Below are 20,126 nucleotides of genomic sequence, written 5' to 3' on the forward strand. Positions count from 1 at the left end.
ACGTTCGCGACCCGACGGCGCTGTTCCACGGGCCCGTACGGTTGCCCTGAGCCGCGGAGACCGCCGCCGCGCGCCCCACTCAGCCGGGGGAGTGGCGCGGGGTCTTCCGCGGGATACAGAAGAGCGCGAGGGCTGCGGCCGCCACGTACGCCGCCGCGCCGACGGCCATGCTGGTCCGCAGCCCGGCGGTGAAGCTGGCCGCGGCGGCCAGCAGGGAGCCTCCCAGCGCGACGCCCGCGGCACTGCCCACCTGGCGGGTGGTGTTGAACAGGGCGGAGGCGGTGCCCGAGTACGTGTCCGGGGCGGCCGACATCACGGTGGTGGTCGAGCCGGTGAGGGCGAAGGACGTCCCGAAGCCCGCCGCCATCATCGGCACCACGAGCAGTGGATAGGCCGGGTCGGATCCGGCCGCGGCCCAGCCCGCCAGGCCCGCCGCACCCAGGAGCATGCCGGTGACCACGAGCGGGCGGTGTCCGGTACGGCGTGCGAGTCGCCCGGACAGGACAGAGGCGAACATGGTCATGGCCACCGCGGGGAAGAGGGCGAACCCGGTGCGCAGCGCGGTCAGGCCCCGCTGGTGCTGGAAGTACAGGCTGGCGGTGAAGATCATGCCGTAGAAGGCGAAGTTGAACAGCAGGCCGATGGCCGCTCCGCCGCTCATCGGACGGGAGTGCAGCAGCCGCAGGGGCAGCATGGGCGTACGGGCCAGGTGCTCGCGCAGGACGAACACGGCGGCCGCGAGCAGGCACAGGCCCGCCCCGGTCAGAATCAGTGGGTCCGTCCAGCCACGTCGTCCGGCCTCGTTGAGGACGGCGGTGAGCAGGGCCACCACCGCGATGACCGCGCACTGGGCCGGCCAGTCCACGGGTCGGTCCGTGCGCCGGGCCGAGGCGGGTACGCGGCGCAGTGTGAGCAGCAGGCAGGCACATCCGACGGGCAGATTGATGAAGAACACCCAGCGCCAGCCCACGGTGGTGACCAGGAGCCCGCCCAGGAGGGGACCGGCGGAGGCGGCGATGCCCGCCATGGAGCCCCACAGGCCGAAGGCCCGGGAGCGCTCGGTGGGAGAAGGGAAGGCGTGTTGGAGGAGGGCGAGGGAGGCGGGCACGATCAGTGCCGCGCCCAGCCCTTCCAACAGCCGGGCGGCGACCAGGGTGCCGGTGCTCCAAGCCAGTCCGCAGCCGGCTGAGGCGACGGTGAACACCGCCACCCCGGTGCAGAAGATCCGGCGGTTGCCCAGCCGATCCCCCAGCGCACCGCCGGTGAGCAGCAGGCCGGCGAAGATCAGGGTGTACCCGTTGGTGATCCACTGGATCCCGGTGAGGGACGCCGACAGCTCCCGTCCCACCACCGGAACGGCGACGTTGATGACGGTCACGTCCAGGATGACCATGAAGTAGCCCGCGCAGACCGCGAGCAGCGGAGCGAGGGACCGGCCCGAAGGCGCGGACCCATCCTGCCCTTGGGTAGGGGGACCACCGGCGCGCACCATGCGAACACGGTATTTCACGAATTGCGCATTCCATGGCAGCCCGGCGCCGTGCCCCGAAGGGGTGCCCGAGGGGAAGGTCCGGGGACGTGGCGAAGGTCCGGACGCCCGTTCCGTACCGATGGTGAGGCGACGTCAGCGGATCACGCCTGAGTCCGTGTACCGCCGGTGTGGGTCAGGCCGGTGGCCGGACCGGCCGGACGGGTGTGGTGGTGGTCCGTGCAGCGCAGCTCGTGCATGGCGTTGGCCAGCGTCTGGTCGCCGAGCGTCGTGAGTACGGCCTGCTCGGCGCGCTCGGTCAGCTGGGCGAAGTACCCCGCGGTGTGCGCCGACACCTGGCAGGTGTGCTGGCCCTCGGGGCGGCATGTCCACAGTGGCTTGTCGCCGATGACGCTGACGTAGACCTCGGCGAGCGGGATGTCCTGCGGGGAGCGGGCCAGTCTCGCGCCGCCGGTGCGCCCCTTCACCGAGTCCACCAAGCCGTCCCTGACGAGGGGGGCCAGGAGCTTGCGGACCAGGCTCGGGTTGGTGTTCAGGTGCTCGGCGAGCTGGCTGGAACTCACCACCGCAATGCCCTCCTCGGCTGCGACGCCGAGGAACACCAACGTTGTCAGGGCGCTGGAGAACCGGACGTCCAACACGGGGCACCACCCTTTCTCCTCAAGTGCAGCCTATCGGACATCCCACCCAGGCCTTAAAGCGTACTCGTCACAGTTGCGCTTTGCTGCAAGATGTGTACCTTTGAAAAGTACATATAACTCGTCCCTAGGAGTACGCCCTCATGCCTTCGCCCGTAGCTCAGTACCTGGCCAGGCCTTTCACGCTGGGTTCCATGGAATTGCGGAACCGGATCGTGATGGCTCCGATGACCCGGGCCCAGTCCCCGGGCGGTGTGCCGGGGGAGAATGTCGCCGCCTACTACGCGCGGCGGGCCGCGGGCGGAACCGGATTGATCGTCACCGAGGGCACCTATGTCGATCACCCGAGCGCGGGCGACGTGGAGAGCGTGCCGCGTTTCCACGGCGAGGAGCAGCTCGCCGGCTGGCGCGGTGTCGTCGACGCCGTGCACGCCGAAGGCGGCCGGATCGTGCCCCAGTTGTGGCACGTCGGCATCACGCGGAAGGCGGGCAGCCCGCCGTTCGCCGACGCCCCGTCGGTCGGTCCGTCCGGCATCGCGCTCGACGGCACCCCCGGAGCGGGAAAGGAGCTGTCGCTCTCCGACATCGACGACATCATCGGGGCCTTCGGTGACGCCGCACGCGAAGCCGAAAGCATCGGGTTCGACGGTGTGGAACTGCACGGCGCGCACGGCTACCTCATCGACGAGTTCCTGTGGCAGCGGACCAACCGGCGTACCGACGCCTACGGCGGCAATGTTCTTTCGCGCGTGAAGTTCGCCGCCGACATCGTCGCCGCCGTCCGTGAACGGGTCTCGCCCGACTTCCCGGTGATCCTGCGCTTCTCCCAGTGGAAGGCGTACAACTACGATGCCCGGCTCGCCGCCGGTCCGGACGAACTCCAGGCGCTGCTGGAGCCGTTGGCCCAGGCCGGTGTCGACGCCTTCCACGCCTCGGGCCGCCGCTACTGGGAACCCGAGTTCCCCGAGACCGGGCTCGACCTGAACGTGGCGGGCTGGACGAGGAAGCTCACCGGCAAGCCCGTCATCACCGTCGGCTCGGTAGGGCTGGACGCCGTCTTCGACCCCAGCACCCTCGGGGCCGCGCGCGTCGGGGTGGACGGCGTCGAGCGCCTCCTGGAACGACTGGAGCGAGACGAATTCGACCTCGTGGCCGTCGGCCGGGCGCTGCTGGCGGACCCGCACTGGGCGAACAAGGTCCTCGACGGCAAGGAGTCCGAGCTTGTTGCCTTCGGCGCCGAAGCCCTCCAGACCCTGAACTAGCGGACGCCTGCGACTCGAAGACGTACTACAGCCCGCGGGCGCGTCGATCCCCCCAGGCCGTTGACGCGCTCGCCGAGACCCTGTTCAAGGGCAGCACCAACAGATTGACTCACCCGACTCACCCAACTCCCCTGACGGGATCCGGGGGCGGCCGACGCCATGTTCCGAGCGGCGGTACGGTGGCTGTCAGATCTGCGGTGGGGGTGGACGTGGCACGAATCTGGGTCGGGCTGGCCGTGGGCTTCGCGGCGCTCGCCGTCGGCAGCATCGCATCCAAAGATCCCGGTGTGCCGATTCGCGGCGGCGACCTGGTGACCACCGGGCTCCTGGCCTGTCTCGCCTGGGCCTGCTGGAGAGCCCGACGGTGACGGCACGGCCTTCCGGCGGACCGCGCGTCAACTCCTGATCGTAGAGAGGCCATCAGTACGTGGACCTGGGCATGATCGGACAGGCGGCCGGCCTGTTCGCCGTCACCAACATCGACGACATCCTGATCCTGTCCCTGTTCTTCGCCCAAGGCGCCGGACACCCCGGATCGGCCCGCCGGATCGTGCTCGGCCAGTACCTCGGCTTCGCCGCCATCCTCGCCGTAGCGGCAGTCGCGGCGTTCGGTGCGACCTTTCTTCCCGAGGCCGCCATTCCCTACCTCGGACTACTCCCTCTCGCTCTCGGTCTCAAGGCGGCTTGGCAGGCCTGGAAACAGCGGAGCGAGGAGAACGACGAGGAGAAGTCCCCGTCGGGCGGCGGCCCGGGCACGTTGGCGGTCGCCGCGGTCACCTTTGCCAACGGCGGCGACAACATCGGCGTCTACGTTCCCGTGTTCGCCACCGCCGGCGTCGGCGGCATGTCTGTCTACGCCATCGTCTTCCTCGTTCTGGTGGCGGTGTGGTGCTTCGCGGGACGGTTCTTCGCCACCCGCCCGGTCATCGCCGAGGCACTCAGCCGATGGGGCCACATCCTGCTCCCGCTGGTGCTCATCGCCATCGGCCTGCTCATCCTCGTCGAGGGAGGCGCCTTCGGCCTGTGAGCCGGAACCCGTACGCCACCCGCATCCGCGAACGCGCGCTTCGCGCCTGAGTGGGGGCCAGGAAGGGCCGGCCCGCGCGGGAGGAGAGGCGAACGCACGCCCCATCTCCGCCCAGGCCCGCCAACGCCATGCTGGCGGGGTGCCGCTGCGCCGTTCGGAGCGGTCCGGGGTCCGGCCGGTTCGCCGGTCGGACCCCCTCGTGTTCCCCGGTGGTCAGCAGTTGTCCCCGACCGCGTCGATCATCTTGCCGAAGCCAGTGCTGTAGTCGTTCGAGAAGTCGCCCTTGCGGACGTTGCGACAGTTCTTGACGCCGCCCTTCCAGTCGATGAACGCGCCGTTCCTGTTGGCCCGGAAGGAGAACGTGTGGTCGCGGAACTGGGAGGGAAGGTCGACGTACCCGGCCTTCCAGGTGAACAGTTGGCCACCGCCGTTCTTCTCCGTCCAGAGGCAGATCGCGTTGCTCGCGCACGTCGTCGCGGCGTGGGACGGGGTGGCGGTGGCGATCGTAGTCAGCGCGGCAGCCACGGCGACGAGCGCGGTGCGTGTGTGATGCGTCCTCATGGGTTCCCTTTCCATGACGTGAGGCGGATGCCATGAAAAGTGTTCCGCCAATGCCGACAAACCGGTAGATAGCTCTTTTGTTCGGCCATACCTGGTTCGAGGCGGTGTACCGGAAAACCCATCAGTCCGGAACGCGGTGCACCCGTCGCGCGCTCCACGGTTCGCTCAGACCGGCATCGGCCGCTTCGGCCAGATCTCCTGGCCGACGGTGTCCTCACCCACTGCTGAGTCTCCTTTCGATGTCCTGCGATTCCTCACGAGACACCCTCGGCATGCCGCACACGCTGTCGCTCACCGGCCGGCCAGAAGGCAACCCTCTTCCCACGTCGGCGGCGTGAGTGCGAATCCGTGTGTGGCTCCACCGCGAGAAGAACAGGATCTGCTTCAGGACCCATGGCCCGGCGGGTCGTCAAGAATGCACCGCCCGCGACATCGCCGCCCTCCTGCGTACCTGGCCCACAAGCTGACCACGCCCTGCGGACCGACTGCCCGCGCTCGCCGCCCACTCAGGCCGCGCGGCCGTCGGTGCGGCGCAGATAACCTGCGCGGATGAAGCGGATTCAGCGGGCAGCCGGCGTGATCGTCGGCTCAGCGGTGGGTGACGCCCTGGGCGGCCCCTTCGAGTTCGGTCCGCAGGGAGCGTTCTCCGCGCGGTTTCCCGTGCCTGGTGCCGGTGGCGAGATGTGCGGAGGCGGTGGCTGGGACCCTGGCGAGGCCACTGACGATACGCAGATGGCCGTCCTGGTCGCGGAGTCGCTGCTGGAGCGGGGCGGACTGGATCTGCCGGACATCTTCGCCCGCTTCCAGCGGTGGGCGGCATCGGAACCCAAGGACATCGGTTTGCAGACCGAGGACGTCCTGACCAACGGCATGCCCTGGGACCTCGCCGCCGTGACACATGTTCGGGTCAACCAGCGAGTAGCGGGAAACGGCGCCTTGATGCGGGCATCGACCTCCGCGGTCTCTTTCGCGGCCGCCGGTCAAGAGGCCACCATGGACGCGGCCCGCCGCATCGCTGCACTCACCCACGGTGACCGCGCGGCCTGGGAGGGTACCGCGATCTTCCACGAACTCGTCCGCGTCGCGTTCGAGGACACCGACCCTCTCACCGCGCTCCCGCACATCCTGGCTCTCGTCCACCCCGGCCACCGCGGCCGCTACGCCACCGTCCTCGCGCCCGACTGGCACCCCGATCAGGCGACCGAGTTCAACGGTGCCGTCTGGCCCTGCCTGGGCTCGGCCATCTGGGCCCTGCGGACCACCACCGGCTTCGAAGACGCGATACGCGCGGCGATCGACCTCGGCGGTGACACGGACACCGTCGCCGCGGTGACCGGAGGCCTCGCGGGCGCGTACTACGGGCTGGACGCAATCCCCGCCCACTGGACCCAGCCGCTCCATGTCCCCCTCCCGGGGTTCGACGGACGGGTGTTGCATCTGGCAGATCTGCTCCATCTCGCACACCGCCTCGCAGGCTGAACCGAGCCCTGTGAAGTTGCATCCCTGTGGAGCTGCGCCAAGCGGGAGATCAGAAGGCGGAAGTGTTTCCTGCGGTCGTGCGCACCGCGACGCCCGCCGGGCCGGGCACGACGAACGTCGCGGTCAGGGCCCGAGGAGCCGCCACCCACCCTCACCGGAGCCTCGGGAGTGGCCGGCGTCGCGGTTCGGTGCGGCCGGGTGGTGGGCCCGCGCGGTTGGTTGTTGCTGCGCTGCCCGGCCATTCCGGTATTCGGTCGGAGCCATCCGGTATCGGGTGCGGAGGCCACGTGCGAAAGCGGCGTGGTGGGCGGTGGCGATGGTCGCCGGGGCGTCCGAGGTACGCAAGGAACTGCTCTCCTGGGCAAGCCGGCGCAGAACCCGGCCAGCAGACGCCCTACGCCCTCTCGGCCCGACGGGGGCCGGGTCACGAGGCCATCGGCCTTGGTAGAGGGGAAAGGAAGCAGGGCCCGGGGAATCTCGAAGCACAGGGCGCGGAAGTCCGGGACGCCCATGCCCACAGCGGCTTCGAAGGGCCGCGAACTGTCTCCGACATGCATGTCGGTGGGGCGGGCACATGCCTTCCCGCCTCGCCTGCGAGAGTGCTTCGGAGCCGCGCAACATCAGGGTGAGGTTGTACGTCCCCCGATCCGTCTGCCGGATCAGGCTGGGGGACCGTCGCAGGAGAACCGGTGCCCCAGATACGCCGTACACCAAGCTGGCCCCCAGCGGCAGTACCACAGGCAAGCCGTGTAATCCGCAGCATGGTTGCTGACCACCTCTCCAGGGCACGTGCGCCATGGCCAGCTGCTCACGGAAGGCATCGAAGCGGTCCGCCGTGGGCAACTCATCTGTGGCGAAGGTCTGGAACACGGCGTCTCCCCGGTGCAGTGGCCGCGCCCTGCCCGGTTCGCGACGGTGACGTCGAGCAGGGCAAGGACCGCGTCCGCCGCAGGGTCGCTGTGAACCAGCCCACCCGCACTCTCCTCAATCCGGCTCAGCGACCTGTCCACGGCGTCGCGGATGTGGACCCAGCCACCACCGTGCTATTCCGCGTTGCGCGGCGGCAGCCGCCGGGTGATCCGGTTGAACAGATCCGTCAGCGGCTCGCCGATGTCCCGGCCGAACTCGGTCAGCCCGTAGGTGACCTGGGGCGGTGTCGTCGGCTCGACCTCCCGCCAGACCAGGCCGTCCTGGACCAGGGCGCGCAGGGTCTGAGCGAGCATCTTCTCGCTGATGCCTCGGATGCTCTCGCGCAGCTCGTAGAACCGGAGGTCGTTGTTCCGCAAGGAGATCAGCACCCAGATGCCCCACCTGCTGGTCACATGGTCGACCACATCGCGGGCGGGGCAGTCCGTGTGAAACACGTCATACCGCTCCGTCGCCTCAGCCTGGCTGTGCTGCACGCTTCCTGTCACGTCATCAGCTTACCTCTGGGTATGTCCTTACCAAGAGTTAGCCAAGGCTCCTAGCGTGAAGGCCACAGAAGACATCCGACAAGGAGCTGATCATGATCGCGGTGACCGGGGCTACCGGAAATATTGGCCGGCCGTTGACGCAGGCTCTGGCCGAGGCGGGCCAGCAGGTGACTGCGGTGTCACGGCGCACGGCCGTGGTGCCGAACGGCGTCCGCCATGTGGTGGCCGACCTGGCCGAGCCGGCCGGCCTCAAGCCCGCGCTGGAGGGGGCGAAGGCGCTGTTCCTGCTGTTGTCCGGCGACCTGCACGCCACGGGAGCCCGCCCTGCCGACATCATCGGCGAAGCCGCGGACAGTGGGGTCCACAGGGTCGTCCTGCTCTCCACTCTGGGTGTGGTGACCAGGCCCTTCGGGCCCACGCGGATGGCGATGCGCGCGCTGGAGGACATGCTGCGGGAGTCCGGCCTGGAGTGGGCCATCCTGCGGCCGGGCGGCTTCGCCTCCAACGCCCTGTGGTGGGCCGAGTCCGTCCGCACACAACGGGTCGTCGCCGCGCCCTTCGGTGACGTCGGTGTGCCGATCATCGACCCGGCGGACATCGCCGCGGTCGCGGCGGCCTGCCTGCTGGACGACCGGCACACCAGTGGTGTGTTCGAGCTGACCGGCCCGGAGGTGATCACTCCGCGTCAGCAGGCGGAGGCCATCGCCACCGTGCTGGGCTCGCCGGTGAGGTTCCACGAGCTCACCCGTGACGAGGCCAAGGCCGGCATGACCCAGAGCATGCCGGCAGAGCTCGCCGACGACACTCTGGACATCCTCGGTTCCCCGAACCCCGCCGAGGTGCGCGTCAGCCCGGACGTCCAACGGGTACTCGGCCGCGCTCCGCGCCCCTTCGTCGACTGGGCCGCCCGCCATGCCGCCGCGTTCCGCTGAGACCGGTCGGTGTCGCCGGAAGCGCTCTTCGCGGTCGGCGATCTGCTGCTGACAGTCGAGGAACCTGGCCCGAAGCCGACACTGCAGCCGCAGCTAAACGCCGTGCGGCCAGCCCTGTTGGCCCTTTGGACTCGCCATCGTTTGCCGACGGACGGCGGAAGCATCCACTGAGCCCGGACCATCCGAGGGGCGAGTTGGTGTCCATGGTGGAGTTCATGGGCGGTCGCCGCCCGGCCACCCCGGCCGGGCGGATCGACACGGTCCGCACCGCGTACGGGGGGCCGCCCCATCGCCGCCCTGGCCCGCGAACACGGCGTCAGTCGCGGCGCCATCCGCGCGGCGAACCGGGGCCGGCCGAGCGAGCCGACCTCGACCACGGCATGACCGTGCGGTGCGGTCAGGGTTATGCCCTGGCCGCGTCACCGCCGCCCCTCCAGGCACAGCGGACTCCCCGCTCACCGCCGGCCCCTCGACGGCAGCCAAGGCGCTCCGGCGGTCCCGGCCCGGCGCACGGCCCGTTGCGAGTACGGGAGCCGGGTCCCTCATCCCGACCTGACCAAGCGGGCCGCGGGTCCGCGCCGGACCTTCAACTGCGCCTGCCCGAGGGAAGGTCCGTGTCGCCCAAAGCGGCCCGCGCCGCCGACGTGAAGCTGCCGAGGGGCTCGGAGACCATGGTCACCTCGACAGCGTGACGCTCGACGAACTCCACGCTGCGATCCGGGGCGCCCGAGGAGTCGCGCCGGGCGAGAAGAGTCGTATGCATCGAGTGGAGCCCACACCGGACCAGCCTCGACCTGCCCGCCCGCAACCTTCTGCGACACGCTTCAGGAAGTGCCGAGCACCCAGATGAGAGCCACGGTGCCGACGAATCCGGCGGCGCCGAGGACGGTCCCCGCAACGGCGGTCCACAGACGGCCGATTCCGTGGAGGGCGTAGCGGATACCCGCCGCGCCGAGAGTGACGGCGAGGGCTCCGGCGATGACCGCCCAGGGGAACAGGAAGAGCGCAGGCACGCACACGCCCACCGTGGAGAGGGCGCCGAGAACAAGTGCGGTGGGCCCCAGGGCATCGGCGGGAGTATCCGTCCGGACGGGCGTGGTCGGCTCGGGCATGACCTGTTCCCCTTTTTGAACGGGTTCAAATTACCGGTCGATCGTACCGGCACAAGGAGTCGGCCGGAGCGGTGGGTGGTCCAGACGGCCGTCGACGAGGCGGGCCGGGTGTGGTGCCCCGGGCTGTGTACGTCAGGGCCCGCTCCTGCCGCGCCGGGCCGGGGGCAGCGGCAGCACGGCCTTCGGCACGTCCACACCGGTGGCCTCGATACGCTTGCCACGGATGTCCAGCCGAATCTCGAACGGCCGCGAGGACTCGCTGGTACGCATCCCCAACGGCCCGTAAAGACTGTCACCCCCGATCGATGGTCAGACCCACCGTGCCGAAGGAATCGGGCTTCGACACGTACACCGACACCCTGCCCAGCCCGAAGCACCGCTGGTACGCGCTGAGTTCCTCGCCGACGTGACAACTTGGTCGAAGGGGCCCTTGTCAGTGGCTGCCTGTTTACTTGGCACATGATCGACAAGACGAGTCACAGCGATGTCCGGCGCATCACGGATCCCGCAACCCACATGGCACTTGAAGGTGGTCAAATGCCGGCATGCCCGTCGAGGCGCCGGCTGAAGACAATCCAGGTCCGGCGGCCGGAGTCGACCATAGGCACCATCATCGTCGAGGCATGAAACTGCTGGTGAGCCTCTTCGGTCAACACCCTTCGCGGGGGCGCCGGTTCGTGAAGAACAACCGGCACCCTGTGCCGGCGGTCCCCCTCTCCGACAGGGCCGGAAAACCGGGGAGCGGTGGCGTTCCTTCCGTGTGATGATCCTTCAGGTGCGCCGGGTTCGCCGGCGCGTCAGTCGCGTGACGACACCCTTGGGGGGTAGCAATGAGACTGTTCTCCGCTGGACGCCCGGTACGTCTCAGATCCGGCGCCGCCGTGGCGGTGGCAGCCGGTCTGCTGACGGTCGGCCTCGCCGCGCCCGCGTTCGCTGACGACGACTCGCCGCAGACCGACCAGTTGTGGATCAACCAGCCGTACGAGCAGACGCTGCCGCTCGGAACCGACGGCGGTCAGCCTCAGTCCCGCACCCTCGGCGTGGGCATCTATCACGACAACGACAACTTCACGGTGACCGACGGCAGGCTCAGCGTCGACGTCTCCGACCTCGCCGGGGTCGCCGAGGTGACCTGGCCCGACAACTGCACGCCGAGCGGCACGAGCGCGGTGTGCGACGTCCCCGTGGTGCCCGTGATCGGGGGCGACTACGAGGACCAGGTGTTCCTGACGGTGCGCGCGGCCGACGGTGCCGAAGCCGGCGCGCGAGGCAGGATCACCTACGAGGCGACGGCCACCGGCGGCCCCGACGGCACGCTCACCGCGCCGCACGAGAGCTTCGACACCACGCTCACCGTCGGCGCCGGGCCCGACCTGGCCATCGAACCCGTCGCCGACATCGAGGACGGCCGGCCCGGCGACGTGCGGACGATCCCGTTCAAGGTCACCAACAACGGCAACCGGAGCGCGAACGGGTTCACCGTCGCGCTGTACGCCACGTACGGCCTGACGGATCTGACCCGGTACGACGCCTGCACCTACACCACGGCGGACGGCGACGACTCTGCCCTGTCGACCAAGGTTGACTGTGCATTCGACCAGGTGCTGGCGCCGGGCGACTCCTTCGAACTGCCCGAGCCGCTGACGGTGCGACTTGCCCCGCACGCGCTGAACGAGCGGCTGGACATCGACGTCGAACCGGGCGACGGCGCCCAGGACATCGACTCCCAGAACGACTACGTGGCCCTCCAGATCGGCGCGGAGAACACCGCGGACTTCTCGGTGACGGGCGACGCCATCTCCGGCGCGGCGGGCGAGACGGCCACGGCGGAGCTGACGTTCAAGAACAACGGCCCGGCCTGGTTCGGCAACATCGGCTCCGGCGACCCGGTCGCCCAGGTCCGCCTGATCGTGCCCGAGGGCACCACGGTCACCGGCGTGCCGTCCGGCTGCTACCCGAAGCGGACGGGCGCCCCGCGCTACGACTGCGACCTGCCGTACTGGGTGCTGGAGGACACACAGCGTACGTTCGCGTTCTCCGTGCGTGTCGACACCGTGGTGCCCGGCGCGACCGGTGCCGTGAGCATCCACCCCGCGTTCGGCGAGTTCGGCCAGTACCCCTTCGACTTCGACCCGGATCTCACGAACAACAGGGCGGTCCTGGCGGTCAACTGACCTGCCGGAGGGTTCGGAGCAGCCGTCCGAGCGCAGCTCCGAACCCTCACGCGGCTGCGGGTGCGCGTACCGCAGTTGTCACGGCGCCCTGGGCCGCGGACAGCCCACGGTCGCGGAGTTGGCCGAGGCCCTGAGCATCCTCGGAGCGGGCAGGCCGTGGATGCTCGGCTGCGCCGATGCGTGTGTACCGCGAACGGCGGTGCCGACGCTGGAGAAGGTGATCGGTGCGCGCAAGGCGGTCTTCGGCGTTCCGGAACGAGCAGGTGATGCGGCATCCGCCCAGACCGAACCGACCGCCTGACCAGAGCTGTGATCTCGCCGGTCGAGGCGGTGTTCCGACCCTGCTCCCGGGCTCCTTCGGGCGATCACGTTTCGTAGCCGGATGACGGAGGCTGCCGCTGTCGTGGTGCTGCGGATGACATGGCCCTGTCTGTCATGGCTCGACTGCTTTTCGGCGGGACCGACTGCTCCTGCCGGGGGCGGTCTTCTCAGGCGCCGGCCCCGCCGTCGACCGGGATGATCGCGCCGGTCACGTACGATGCCCGGTCGCTGAGCAGCCATGCGGCCGCCTCGGCGATCTGCCGTGGCTCGGCCATCCGGCCGAGCGGGATCGTCGCGGTCAGCCGCTCGACGGTGCCGGGCGTGGCCGCTTCCCAGGCGTCGATCATTTCCGTGGCGGTGCCACCGGGCGTGATGCCGTTCACCCGGATGTTGTCGTGGGCCCAGTTCACCGCGGCGGTTTCGGTGAGGCTGTTGAGCGCGCGTTTCATGGCCCCGTACGCGGGCAGGGCGGGATTCGCGCGGCGGCTGCCGATGCTGGAGGTGTTGACGATCGCTCCGCCGCCGCTTCGCCGCATGAGCGCGGCCTCGGCGGTCATGGCCGTCCAGTGCGAGCGGAAGTTCACGGTGAACTGCTCGTCGATGTCCTCGTCGCTGGTGGTGTCGACCGGGCCGGGCCGCTGGATCGCCGCGCCGTTGTTGAAGGCGCCGTCCAGCCGTCCGTGCAGCTCTTCGACGCGGTCGACCGCGGCGCGGATGCTCGCCCGATCGGCGAGGTCCAGAGGGACGGCGTCGGCGACACCGCCGTGGGCGCGGATCTCGGCGGTGATGCGGTCGAGGGCGTCCGTGCCGCGGGCGGAGAGCACGACGGCGGCGCCCTCGGAGGCGAAGAGCCGGGCCGCGGCCGCGCCGATGCCGCGGCTGGCGCCGGTGATGAACACGACCTTGCCGGTGAGCAGGCCGATGGGTGCGGTGGTGGTGTTTTCTGTCATGCCACCACCGTGGTTCCGGATCGGTACCGGATACAGGCACAGCCGGTACTACGATCCGCTGCCGGCCAAGGCGCACACTTCAGGTATGGACAAGCAGGAACTCGGGGCATTCCTCCGCAGCCGACGTGAGCGGCTCCGGCCGCAGGACGTCGGCCTCCCCTCAGGCCCGCGGCGCAGGACCCCGGGGCTTCGCCGCGAGGAGGTCGCGGTGCTCGCGCACATCTCCACGGAGTACTACGTCCGGCTCGAACAGGGCCGGGCACCGAGGCCGTCGGGCGAGGTTCTCGCCGGGATCGCGGGCGCGCTCCGGCTGACCGACGAAGAGGCCGACCACCTCCACGTCCTCGCGGGTACGGCGCCGATCCGTACCCGGCTGCACCGGCGCGACGTCCGCCCGAGCATCCTCACCCTCCTTGAACGGCTGCCGCAGACGGCCGCCTTCGTGATGTCCGCCGTGTTCGAGGTCCTCGCGTGGAACGACCTCGCAGCCGCGCTCATGGAGGACTTCGACGCGCTCGCCCCCAAGGACCGCAATCTCGCACGCAGGGCGTTCACCGGGGCGGAGATCACGGAGAGGCCGCTGTACGGGATTTCCGACGCTGCCGAGTTCCGCCACCGCGTGGTGGCGGAACTCCGGGTCGCTCTCGCCCGCTACCCCACGGATCCCGCGGTGACCGGCCTGGTCGACGAGTTGCGCGACGCCGGTCCCGAATTCGCCCGGCTCTGGGAGCGGCACGACGTGCAGTCCACACCGACGCTCACGAAGTCCTTCCGGCACCCGGTCGTCGGGGAAGTCACCGTCGACTGCGACACGCTCACCCTCACGGACCGCGACCAGCACCTCGTGCTCTACAGCGCGCCGCCCGGATCCCCGGGCGCCGAGGCTCTGGCTCTCCTGAACGTCCTTGGAGCCCAGGCCGGTGATTACCAGCGGTAGAACCGGGGGACCTGCGCGTACCGGGCCGGAGGTGTGGACTTCCGGCCGTGCCGCCGAGGCCGTGACACGAGAGGAGAACCGTGCCCGGCCCGCCCGACGTCCTTCTCCGGAACGGATCCGGAAATGTACAGAAGGCTTGCCCCATGCGCACACAGCACGACCGCCCGGTGCCATCGACGGGCGGAAGCCCGGAACGCGGCGTCACCGCCACGGCGTTCGCCGTCCTGCGGCGGCACCGGGGCACTCTGGCGGGTGCGACGGTACGCGTCGTCGGCCTGACCGGGCTGGCCGGGCTGCTGATGACGGCCGCGATATTCGCGCTCGCCTGGCCCCTCTTCACCCATATGCGGAACCAACGCATCTGGTACCGCTACATCGAGGACCCCTACTCCCACGACCACACCGACCTGGTACGGGTCGCCCTCTGCACGCTCCCGCTCTTCCTGGCCCTCCTCGGCGTCGGCAGCGCGGCCTTGCAGAGCGTCTGCTCCCGGGCCGTCGCGGCAGGGGCTGAAGGGCCCCCGCGAACGGACCGGTCACGTGCCGCGGTCCTCGCGCGGCTGCGACCGGTGTTCGCCGTGTATGCGCTGCGCGGCCTGATCGTATGGCCCCTGCCGCTGATCGTCGGAGCCGTGGCGAACAGTCTCACCGGCAACCATCTCGACACCCCGCTGCCCCTGGAACGGGGATCGTGGCCCTACACACTCGTCGCGGCCTCTCCCGCCGTCGCCGTGTTCGCCGCCGTGCTGCTGCGCCTCGCGCTCGCCCTCGCTCCGGCCGCCGCGGCCCGAGGCCTCGGCCCCCGCGCGGCCCTGCGCCGTTCCTGGTCGCTGACGTGGACGCGCGCCGGAATGACCCGTGTCCTCGCTCTCGCCCTGCCCTTGGCCGCGCTCGCCGCCGGGCTGGTCCGGCTGGTGACGCAGCTCGCCCTGCCGCTGCGCCCGCTGGTACGAGCCTTCCTCGAACAGGCCACGGGTAACTTCTTCGCCGCGTACTACGCCGGCATCCTCGCGCCCGTCATCGTCGGCATCCTGGTCACCGCGGCCGTGGCCCTCCCCGTCACCTGCACGGCTTTCGCGGCCCTCCACGACCACCTGCGGCCGCCCCGTACCTCACCGCGGCGTGCCGAGGACACAGCGGACGTCACCGTCTGACGCACACGAAGCCGGGACCCTGCCCAGCGGGACGGTCATCGAGCAGGAGACGCTGGGGGTGCTCATGGGGAGGGCCCTCGTCTGTCCTGGTGCACGGCGCCCGAGCGCGTTTGTGATGCCGGTCAGCTGTGCAGGGCGCGCAGCACCCGGTGGAAGGCGGCCTTGCTCTCGAAGCCGATGCCGGGGGTGTCGGTCAGGCCGACGCGGCTCTTCTCGACCACGGCGTCGTCGGCGAAGCCGCCGGTGGGCTGGAACTCGCCCGGGTAGGATTCGTTGCCGCCGAGCTTGAGGGCGGCGGCGATGTGCAGGGAGAACTGGTGCCCGCCGTGCGGGATGCAGCGGCGCGACGACCAGCCGTGCCGACGCAGCATCTCCTGGATGCGGAGGTACTCGACCAGCCCGTAGGAGAGCGCGGGATCGAACTGCAGGGTGTCGCGGTCGGGGCGCATGCCACCGTAGCGGATCAGGTTGCGGGCGTCCTGCAGGGAGAAGAGGTTCTCACCGGTGGCGATGGAGCCGCTGTAGTGCTCGGCGACCGTGGCGTTGAGGTGGTAGTCGAGCGGGTCGCCGATCTCCTCGTACCAGAACAGTCCGTACGGCTCGATGGCCCGGCCGTACTCCAGCGCCGTGTTGAGGTCGAAGCGGCCGTTGACGTCGACGGCGAGCCGGGAGCCGTCGCCGTCCAGGACCTCGATGACGGCCTCGATGCGCCGCAGGTCCTCGGCGAGGCCGGCGCCGCCGATCTTCATCTTGACGACGTCGTAGCCCAGGCCGAGGAAGCCGCGCATCTCGTCCTGGAGATCGGAGAGGGTCTTGCCGGGGGCGTAGTAGCCGCCCGCGGCGTAGACGAAGACGGAGTCGTCGGGCTGCCCGTCGCCGAAGCGTTCGGACAGGTACCGGTAGAGCGGCTTGTCCTCGACCTTGGCGGCCAGGTCGAACAGGGCCATGTCCACGACGCCGACCGCGACCGAGCGCTCTCCGTGGCCGCCGGGCTTCTCGTTGTTCATCATCACGTCCCACGCCTTGGCGTGGTCGAAGCGGCCCTCCTCGTCCAGGAGGCTGCCGGGCTCGGCCGCCGTCAGGCGGGGCAGGACGCGGCGGCGCAGGATCTCGCCGGCGCTGTAGCGGCCGTTGGAGTTGAAGCCGTAGCCGACGACCGGCTTGCCGTCGCGGATGACGTCGCTCTCGATCGCCACGATCGAGCAGTCCATGGAGCTGAAGTCGATCCAGGCGTTGCGGATCGAGGAGTTGATCGGGACGACGCCCTCGTACACGTTGGTGATCTTCATGGCTCCGCTTTCTAATATCTTATAAGATGCCTCGATGTTAGGGTGAGGTGACATCACGGGCAGTGTCAAGGGGGTGCGAGCACCCGGGAAGGATGCACAGGGCGCAATGGCCGGCACGAACCTGTTCGTCAGCAAGAGCGACCTCGCCTATGCGGAGCTCCGCAACCAGATCCTCACCGGCACCCTCTCCGCCGGCACCCGGCTCGCGCAGTACGCGCTCGCGGAGTCCCTCAACATGAGCATCACGCCCCTGCGCGAGGCGATCCGGCGCCTCAGCAGCGAGGGGCTGCTCACGGTCGAGACCCACCGCGACGTCCGGGTCTCCGTGATGAACTCCGTCGAGGCCCGCCAGCTGTTCGAGGTCCGCCTGTCCCTGGACCCGACCGCCGCCGAACTCGCGGCAGCGCGCCGCACGGCCGACGACCTCGCCACCATGCGGGCTGCCCTCGACAAGCTTCTGCCCGTCACCCGGCAGTGGGGGGAGGAGGCGCTCACCGCGCACCGGGCCTTCCACCAGGCGCTGTACCGTGCCTCGCACAACGACGTCCTCATCCGCCTCCTGGACGACCTGTGGGACAAGTCCGACCGCTACCGACGCCTCGGCCTCGAACTTCCGCCGGGCGACGGGCCCCGTACCCGCGATCTTCAGGAGCACCATCGGCTCGTCGCACTGATCGAGGACGGCCGCGTGGCCGAAGCGGCCCAGCTGATGCGCGACCACATCACCCACAGTCTGACCGCCACCGCCATCGGCGCCCTCGAAGACCGTGAAGGCGTTGCGGGCGGTGTGAGGCCCTGATGGACATGGCCGGCCGGCTTCGTCGCGACCGTCTACGCCGGCGGCTTCGACACCGCCTTCCGGACCTTGGCCGACGACCGCGATGGAACCTCCGGGCCGGGCAGCCGGGCGGCTCGCGATAGCCAGGTTCAGATCGCCGCCCACCGGGCGGGGCGCCCGGTGGCAATGACGTGCGGTGGCGATGACCGTGGCGCGGAAATTCCGTCGAGGCGTGCCCGGACGGGGATTCGGCTGTCGGCGGGACAAGCTCGCGGCAGGGCGAGGAGCCGGTCAGAGCTGCCGCTTGATGACAGCCACCGCTCGCTCCAGCAGCGCGGGGTCGGCCAGGGTGTCCGGGTGGCGGAGCATGAAGGAGACATTGTTGAAGGCCTGGGCGACCGTGCTGTCGCTCATGGCGGCGGTCATGATCTGTTCGAGGGCCCATCGCCGGCGGCGGACGTCCTCGGGCACGTCGGTTCCGTTCAGCGCGTCGAGGCGTGCCGTGTCGCCGCCGGCGGACACGGCCCACGCGGCGTCCACGACCACCTGCTGCAGATCGAAGAACGCGGTGGCGGGGGAGTCGAAACGGTGCCCGCCGACCAGGTACCGGGACAGGCACGAGGCGTGCAGCGCCGCCGAGGACATGCCCTGGCCGTAGATGGGGTTGAACGAGGCCACGGCGTCCCCCACAGCGACGAGCCGCGCCGGCAGACGGTTCGCGCCGACGAAGTCGCGTCGGCGGCTGTCGGCCTGTCGGTAGGTGACGACGTCGCGGGTGACGGCGCCCTTGGTGGCCTCGCGCCAGATCTGGGGCATACCCGCGCACACCTTGCGGAACTCGTCGGTGGTCGCACCGGGCCGGTCCTCGCCGAAGCCCACCAGCATGACGATCCACTGCTCGTCCTCCACCGCGGACACGGTGGCGATGGACACTCCGTCGGCTCCGTACTGCGGGGTGAAGGTCCCGAGTGCGGTCGACACCTCCAGATCGACCGCTCGCTCGGGACGCTCGAAGAGGGCGGTCGCATAGTTGATCGGGCTCTGCAGCCGCTCGACCGCCGGCTTGTCGAAACCGTCCTGCTCCAGCCACTTCGCCAGCCTGCTGCCGCGCCCCATCGCGTCGACGACGAAGTCCGCGGCGAGGACCCCGGGTTCGTCGCCGACGTACCGCACCGCGCTGACGGCGTCGTCACGGTACTCCAGCCCCGCCACCCTGGCGCGCAGGACGGACACGTTGGGCAGGGCCGTCACCGCCTCGCGCAGACGGGCTTCGAGGAAGGGCCGGCCGGCCGTGAGCAGGGAGTGCGCCACGGAGCCGCTCGGCCGGTAGGAGCCGTCGTGGGTGATGAGCACCTGAGCGGGAGCGCCCAGGACCGCGCCCTTGTCCTGGGCGTCCTGGGTGAATCCCGGCAGCCAGCGTTCGATCCACTGCAAGCCGGCCGGCACCAATGCGTGTACCTGCTGGACCTGCGGCACTCCCGCCCGTATCGCGACTGCGCCGTCGAGGTTATCGCGTTCCACGACGACCACCCGGCGTGCGTGGTCGGACAGGACCCGCGCGGCCAACAGCCCGGCGACGCTGCCGCCCAGGACACAGGCGGTGTCGAACAAGGGGGTACCGGCGTCCGGTGGACCGGCCGCGACGAGCTCGTCGAAGACAGATGTCACGGAGTCGACCATGAACGTACTCCTTGGTGATGCGCGCTCTCGTGCACCGCGGCCCGGCCACCGGAGCGGGCAGGTGGTCTGATCCGCGCCGTGCAGGGCACTGTCTGCGCGGGGAATGAAGAGATGGGTTTCAGCGAGAGGAGGGACGGTCCGCTGCGGTCAGTGGTATCCGCGTGCCGATGGCATGGCATCCGAGTGTCATGCCCTCCGTACGGGCGTCACGCCGGTGTGTTCGGCGCTCACGGCCAACTCTGCGGCGCCGCACGTTCGATACGTTCGATGTCTCGCCGAAGTGCTTCTTGTACGCCCCCACGAAATGGCCGGCGTCGGTCGGCACGAGCGAGGTCTCCTCGCCGGCGAACGCGCGGTACAGGGTGCGGACGGACACGTGCAGCATCGACGTGACCGTACGGGTGGCTGAGTTCCGCGTCGATGAGCAGCCGCTCCTCGATGCACATGGCGGCCTGCACGAGGGCGGGAGAGACCGTGTCGCTGAGGAGTCCCTCGGTCCCGGCCTCGGCGGCGGTGACGAACTCGCGTAGCTGCTCCCGCGAGGCATCACGCCTTTCCTTGCCGTCTTTTTCCCGACGGCAGTTGTGGGCGGGGAGGCCGGCAGCGGCACCGCGCGGCGAGTTCGTCCGGCTCGTCAGGCTGCCGGTGAGATCGCAGGTTGTCCGGGCCCGCCCGAAGACCGGCCCTGGTCCGGCTCGCGCTGTGTGCATAGGTGCGCTCCCTGGAAGTAGATGCTGCCGCAGCTTCTCCCAGGCGCCCTGACGCTCGCATCGGCGATTGCTGCCTAGTACAACTCGCCGCCGATGCCTACGGACCGGACGAATTCAGCCGACCGCGATTGCTCCACCCTTATGGATGCGGCCCAGCCTCGGCACCCGCTTTCCGACGCGCCGCCCCACCCTTCCAGGTTCCGCTTCGCCACCCGTGA

The 20,126-nt window shown here is 70.0% G+C and carries 22 protein-coding genes; 11 read left to right on the forward strand and 11 right to left on the reverse strand.

The window, feature by feature from the left end; all coding sequences use genetic code 11:
• Positions 1 to 79: 79 nt before the first annotated feature.
• Positions 80 to 1,492 (reverse strand): MFS transporter, encoded by a 1,413-nt coding sequence (locus tag ACFTZC_RS18230; protein WP_382890806.1) that lies wholly within the window; start codon positions 1,490 to 1,492, stop codon positions 80 to 82.
• 140 nt (positions 1,493 to 1,632) lie between these two features.
• On the reverse strand, positions 1,633 to 2,130 hold the full coding sequence (locus ACFTZC_RS18235) for an RrF2 family transcriptional regulator (protein WP_382890808.1): 498 nt from the start codon (positions 2,128 to 2,130) through the stop codon (positions 1,633 to 1,635).
• 140 nt (positions 2,131 to 2,270) lie between these two features.
• On the opposite strand from ACFTZC_RS18235, the gene ACFTZC_RS18240 reads away from it, so the two are divergent.
• From ACFTZC_RS18240 to ACFTZC_RS18250, 3 genes are all read left to right on the forward strand, one after another.
• A complete protein-coding gene (locus ACFTZC_RS18240) occupies positions 2,271 to 3,389 on the forward strand; it encodes an NADH:flavin oxidoreductase (protein ID WP_382890810.1) in 1,119 nt (372 codons plus the stop codon).
• A gap of 209 nt (positions 3,390 to 3,598) precedes the next feature.
• A complete protein-coding gene (locus ACFTZC_RS18245; protein WP_382890812.1) occupies positions 3,599 to 3,757 on the forward strand; it encodes a hypothetical protein in 159 nt (52 codons plus the stop codon).
• A gap of 59 nt (positions 3,758 to 3,816) precedes the next feature.
• Positions 3,817 to 4,416, forward strand: a complete 600-nt coding sequence (locus tag ACFTZC_RS18250) for a cadmium resistance transporter (RefSeq protein ID WP_382890814.1) — start codon at positions 3,817 to 3,819, stop codon at positions 4,414 to 4,416.
• A gap of 213 nt (positions 4,417 to 4,629) precedes the next feature.
• Here ACFTZC_RS18250 and ACFTZC_RS18255 read toward each other — a convergent pair whose 3' ends face one another.
• Positions 4,630 to 4,977 carry a peptidase inhibitor family I36 protein gene (locus ACFTZC_RS18255; protein WP_382890816.1) on the reverse strand — a complete coding sequence of 116 codons (348 nt, stop codon included), beginning with the start codon at positions 4,975 to 4,977 and terminating at the stop codon, positions 4,630 to 4,632.
• 549 nt (positions 4,978 to 5,526) lie between these two features.
• Here ACFTZC_RS18255 and ACFTZC_RS18260 point away from each other — a divergent pair.
• Positions 5,527 to 6,456 (forward strand): ADP-ribosylglycohydrolase family protein, encoded by a 930-nt coding sequence (locus ACFTZC_RS18260; RefSeq protein ID WP_382890818.1) that lies wholly within the window; start codon positions 5,527 to 5,529, stop codon positions 6,454 to 6,456.
• A gap of 1,043 nt (positions 6,457 to 7,499) precedes the next feature.
• Here ACFTZC_RS18260 and ACFTZC_RS18265 read toward each other — a convergent pair.
• Positions 7,500 to 7,820 carry a winged helix-turn-helix transcriptional regulator gene (locus tag ACFTZC_RS18265; RefSeq protein WP_382890820.1) on the reverse strand — a complete coding sequence of 107 codons (321 nt, stop codon included), beginning with the start codon at positions 7,818 to 7,820 and terminating at the stop codon, positions 7,500 to 7,502.
• Positions 7,821 to 7,963: 143 nt separating this feature from the next.
• On the opposite strand from ACFTZC_RS18265, the gene ACFTZC_RS18270 reads away from it, so the two are divergent.
• Positions 7,964 to 8,803 carry an SDR family oxidoreductase gene (locus tag ACFTZC_RS18270; RefSeq protein ID WP_382890822.1) on the forward strand — a complete coding sequence of 280 codons (840 nt, stop codon included), beginning with the start codon at positions 7,964 to 7,966 and terminating at the stop codon, positions 8,801 to 8,803.
• 586 nt (positions 8,804 to 9,389) lie between these two features.
• On the opposite strand, the gene ACFTZC_RS18275 is transcribed toward ACFTZC_RS18270, so the two are convergent.
• The 3 genes from ACFTZC_RS18275 to ACFTZC_RS18285 all read right to left on the reverse strand — a co-directional run bounded on the left by ACFTZC_RS18275 (position 9,390) and on the right by ACFTZC_RS18285 (position 10,185).
• Positions 9,390 to 9,566 (reverse strand): hypothetical protein, encoded by a 177-nt coding sequence (locus ACFTZC_RS18275; protein ID WP_382890824.1) that lies wholly within the window; start codon positions 9,564 to 9,566, stop codon positions 9,390 to 9,392.
• Positions 9,567 to 9,627: 61 nt separating this feature from the next.
• Positions 9,628 to 9,915, reverse strand: a complete 288-nt coding sequence (locus ACFTZC_RS18280) for a hypothetical protein (RefSeq protein ID WP_382890826.1) — start codon at positions 9,913 to 9,915, stop codon at positions 9,628 to 9,630.
• 132 nt (positions 9,916 to 10,047) lie between these two features.
• Positions 10,048 to 10,185 carry a hypothetical protein gene (locus ACFTZC_RS18285; protein WP_382890828.1) on the reverse strand — a complete coding sequence of 46 codons (138 nt, stop codon included), beginning with the start codon at positions 10,183 to 10,185 and terminating at the stop codon, positions 10,048 to 10,050.
• A 189-nt stretch (positions 10,186 to 10,374) separates the two neighbouring features.
• On the opposite strand from ACFTZC_RS18285, the gene ACFTZC_RS18290 reads away from it, so the two are divergent.
• From ACFTZC_RS18290 to ACFTZC_RS18300, 3 genes are all read left to right on the forward strand, one after another.
• Complete coding sequence (locus ACFTZC_RS18290; RefSeq protein ID WP_382890830.1) at positions 10,375 to 10,542, forward strand: hypothetical protein; 168 nt, start codon at positions 10,375 to 10,377, stop codon at positions 10,540 to 10,542.
• A 203-nt stretch (positions 10,543 to 10,745) separates the two neighbouring features.
• Positions 10,746 to 12,089 (forward strand): hypothetical protein, encoded by a 1,344-nt coding sequence (locus ACFTZC_RS18295; protein WP_382890831.1) that lies wholly within the window; start codon positions 10,746 to 10,748, stop codon positions 12,087 to 12,089.
• A gap of 118 nt (positions 12,090 to 12,207) precedes the next feature.
• On the forward strand, positions 12,208 to 12,390 hold the full coding sequence (locus ACFTZC_RS18300; protein WP_382890832.1) for a hypothetical protein: 183 nt from the start codon (positions 12,208 to 12,210) through the stop codon (positions 12,388 to 12,390).
• 187 nt (positions 12,391 to 12,577) lie between these two features.
• Here ACFTZC_RS18300 and ACFTZC_RS18305 read toward each other — a convergent pair whose 3' ends face one another.
• Entirely contained in the window at positions 12,578 to 13,360 is a 783-nt protein-coding gene (locus ACFTZC_RS18305; protein ID WP_382890835.1) for an SDR family NAD(P)-dependent oxidoreductase, read from the reverse strand.
• A gap of 85 nt (positions 13,361 to 13,445) precedes the next feature.
• On the opposite strand from ACFTZC_RS18305, the gene ACFTZC_RS18310 reads away from it, so the two are divergent.
• A complete protein-coding gene (locus ACFTZC_RS18310; RefSeq protein ID WP_382890837.1) occupies positions 13,446 to 14,297 on the forward strand; it encodes a helix-turn-helix transcriptional regulator in 852 nt (283 codons plus the stop codon).
• Positions 14,298 to 14,440: 143 nt separating this feature from the next.
• The gene (locus tag ACFTZC_RS18315; RefSeq protein ID WP_382890839.1) at positions 14,441 to 15,451 is read left to right on the forward strand and encodes a hypothetical protein; all 1,011 of its coding nucleotides are present in this window, start codon (positions 14,441 to 14,443) and stop codon (positions 15,449 to 15,451) included.
• A 122-nt stretch (positions 15,452 to 15,573) separates the two neighbouring features.
• Here ACFTZC_RS18315 and ACFTZC_RS18320 read toward each other — a convergent pair whose 3' ends face one another.
• Positions 15,574 to 16,740 (reverse strand): mandelate racemase/muconate lactonizing enzyme family protein, encoded by a 1,167-nt coding sequence (locus ACFTZC_RS18320; RefSeq protein WP_382890841.1) that lies wholly within the window; start codon positions 16,738 to 16,740, stop codon positions 15,574 to 15,576.
• Between the two features lie 106 nt (positions 16,741 to 16,846).
• Here ACFTZC_RS18320 and ACFTZC_RS18325 point away from each other — a divergent pair, with 106 nt between their 5' ends.
• Complete coding sequence (locus ACFTZC_RS18325; protein WP_382890843.1) at positions 16,847 to 17,539, forward strand: GntR family transcriptional regulator; 693 nt, start codon at positions 16,847 to 16,849, stop codon at positions 17,537 to 17,539.
• Between the two features lie 270 nt (positions 17,540 to 17,809).
• Here ACFTZC_RS18325 and ACFTZC_RS18330 read toward each other — a convergent pair whose 3' ends face one another.
• Together ACFTZC_RS18330 and ACFTZC_RS18335 are read right to left on the reverse strand one after the other, a co-directional pair.
• Positions 17,810 to 19,198 (reverse strand): FAD-dependent oxidoreductase, encoded by a 1,389-nt coding sequence (locus ACFTZC_RS18330; protein WP_382890845.1) that lies wholly within the window; start codon positions 19,196 to 19,198, stop codon positions 17,810 to 17,812.
• Between the two features lie 118 nt (positions 19,199 to 19,316).
• Complete coding sequence (locus ACFTZC_RS18335) at positions 19,317 to 19,583, reverse strand: hypothetical protein (RefSeq protein ID WP_382890847.1); 267 nt, start codon at positions 19,581 to 19,583, stop codon at positions 19,317 to 19,319.
• Positions 19,584 to 20,126: the final 543 nt, after the last annotated feature.

Origin of the sequence: Streptomyces sp. NPDC056987, assembly GCF_042673865.1 — a bacterium.
Lineage (GTDB): Bacteria > Actinomycetota > Actinomycetes > Streptomycetales > Streptomycetaceae > Streptomyces.

What these genes read in the sequence shown, in the direction of transcription:
- ACFTZC_RS18310 (WP_382890837.1), top strand. Translation starts at nt 13,446, where the DNA reads ATGGACAAGCAGGAACTCGGGGCATTCCTCCGCAGCCGACGTGAGCGG.
- ACFTZC_RS18255 (WP_382890816.1), bottom strand. Translation starts at nt 4,977, where the DNA reads ATGAGGACGCATCACACACGCACCGCGCTCGTCGCCGTGGCTGCCGCG.
- ACFTZC_RS18335 (WP_382890847.1), bottom strand. Translation starts at nt 19,583, where the DNA reads ATGCTGCACGTGTCCGTCCGCACCCTGTACCGCGCGTTCGCCGGCGAG.
- ACFTZC_RS18270 (WP_382890822.1), top strand. Translation starts at nt 7,964, where the DNA reads ATGATCGCGGTGACCGGGGCTACCGGAAATATTGGCCGGCCGTTGACG.
- ACFTZC_RS18325 (WP_382890843.1), top strand. Translation starts at nt 16,847, where the DNA reads ATGGCCGGCACGAACCTGTTCGTCAGCAAGAGCGACCTCGCCTATGCG.
- ACFTZC_RS18320 (WP_382890841.1), bottom strand. Translation starts at nt 16,740, where the DNA reads ATGAAGATCACCAACGTGTACGAGGGCGTCGTCCCGATCAACTCCTCG.
- ACFTZC_RS18240 (WP_382890810.1), top strand. Translation starts at nt 2,271, where the DNA reads ATGCCTTCGCCCGTAGCTCAGTACCTGGCCAGGCCTTTCACGCTGGGT.
- ACFTZC_RS18295 (WP_382890831.1), top strand. Translation starts at nt 10,746, where the DNA reads ATGAGACTGTTCTCCGCTGGACGCCCGGTACGTCTCAGATCCGGCGCC.
- ACFTZC_RS18305 (WP_382890835.1), bottom strand. Translation starts at nt 13,360, where the DNA reads ATGACAGAAAACACCACCACCGCACCCATCGGCCTGCTCACCGGCAAG.
- ACFTZC_RS18290 (WP_382890830.1), top strand. Translation starts at nt 10,375, where the DNA reads ATGATCGACAAGACGAGTCACAGCGATGTCCGGCGCATCACGGATCCC.
- ACFTZC_RS18330 (WP_382890845.1), bottom strand. Translation starts at nt 19,198, where the DNA reads ATGGTCGACTCCGTGACATCTGTCTTCGACGAGCTCGTCGCGGCCGGT.
- ACFTZC_RS18280 (WP_382890826.1), bottom strand. Translation starts at nt 9,915, where the DNA reads ATGCCCGAGCCGACCACGCCCGTCCGGACGGATACTCCCGCCGATGCC.
- ACFTZC_RS18230 (WP_382890806.1), bottom strand. Translation starts at nt 1,492, where the DNA reads ATGGTGCGCGCCGGTGGTCCCCCTACCCAAGGGCAGGATGGGTCCGCG.
- ACFTZC_RS18260 (WP_382890818.1), top strand. Translation starts at nt 5,527, where the DNA reads ATGAAGCGGATTCAGCGGGCAGCCGGCGTGATCGTCGGCTCAGCGGTG.
- ACFTZC_RS18315 (WP_382890839.1), top strand. Translation starts at nt 14,441, where the DNA reads ATGCGCACACAGCACGACCGCCCGGTGCCATCGACGGGCGGAAGCCCG.
- ACFTZC_RS18285 (WP_382890828.1), bottom strand. Translation starts at nt 10,185, where the DNA reads ATGCGTACCAGCGAGTCCTCGCGGCCGTTCGAGATTCGGCTGGACATC.
- ACFTZC_RS18275 (WP_382890824.1), bottom strand. Translation starts at nt 9,566, where the DNA reads ATGCATACGACTCTTCTCGCCCGGCGCGACTCCTCGGGCGCCCCGGAT.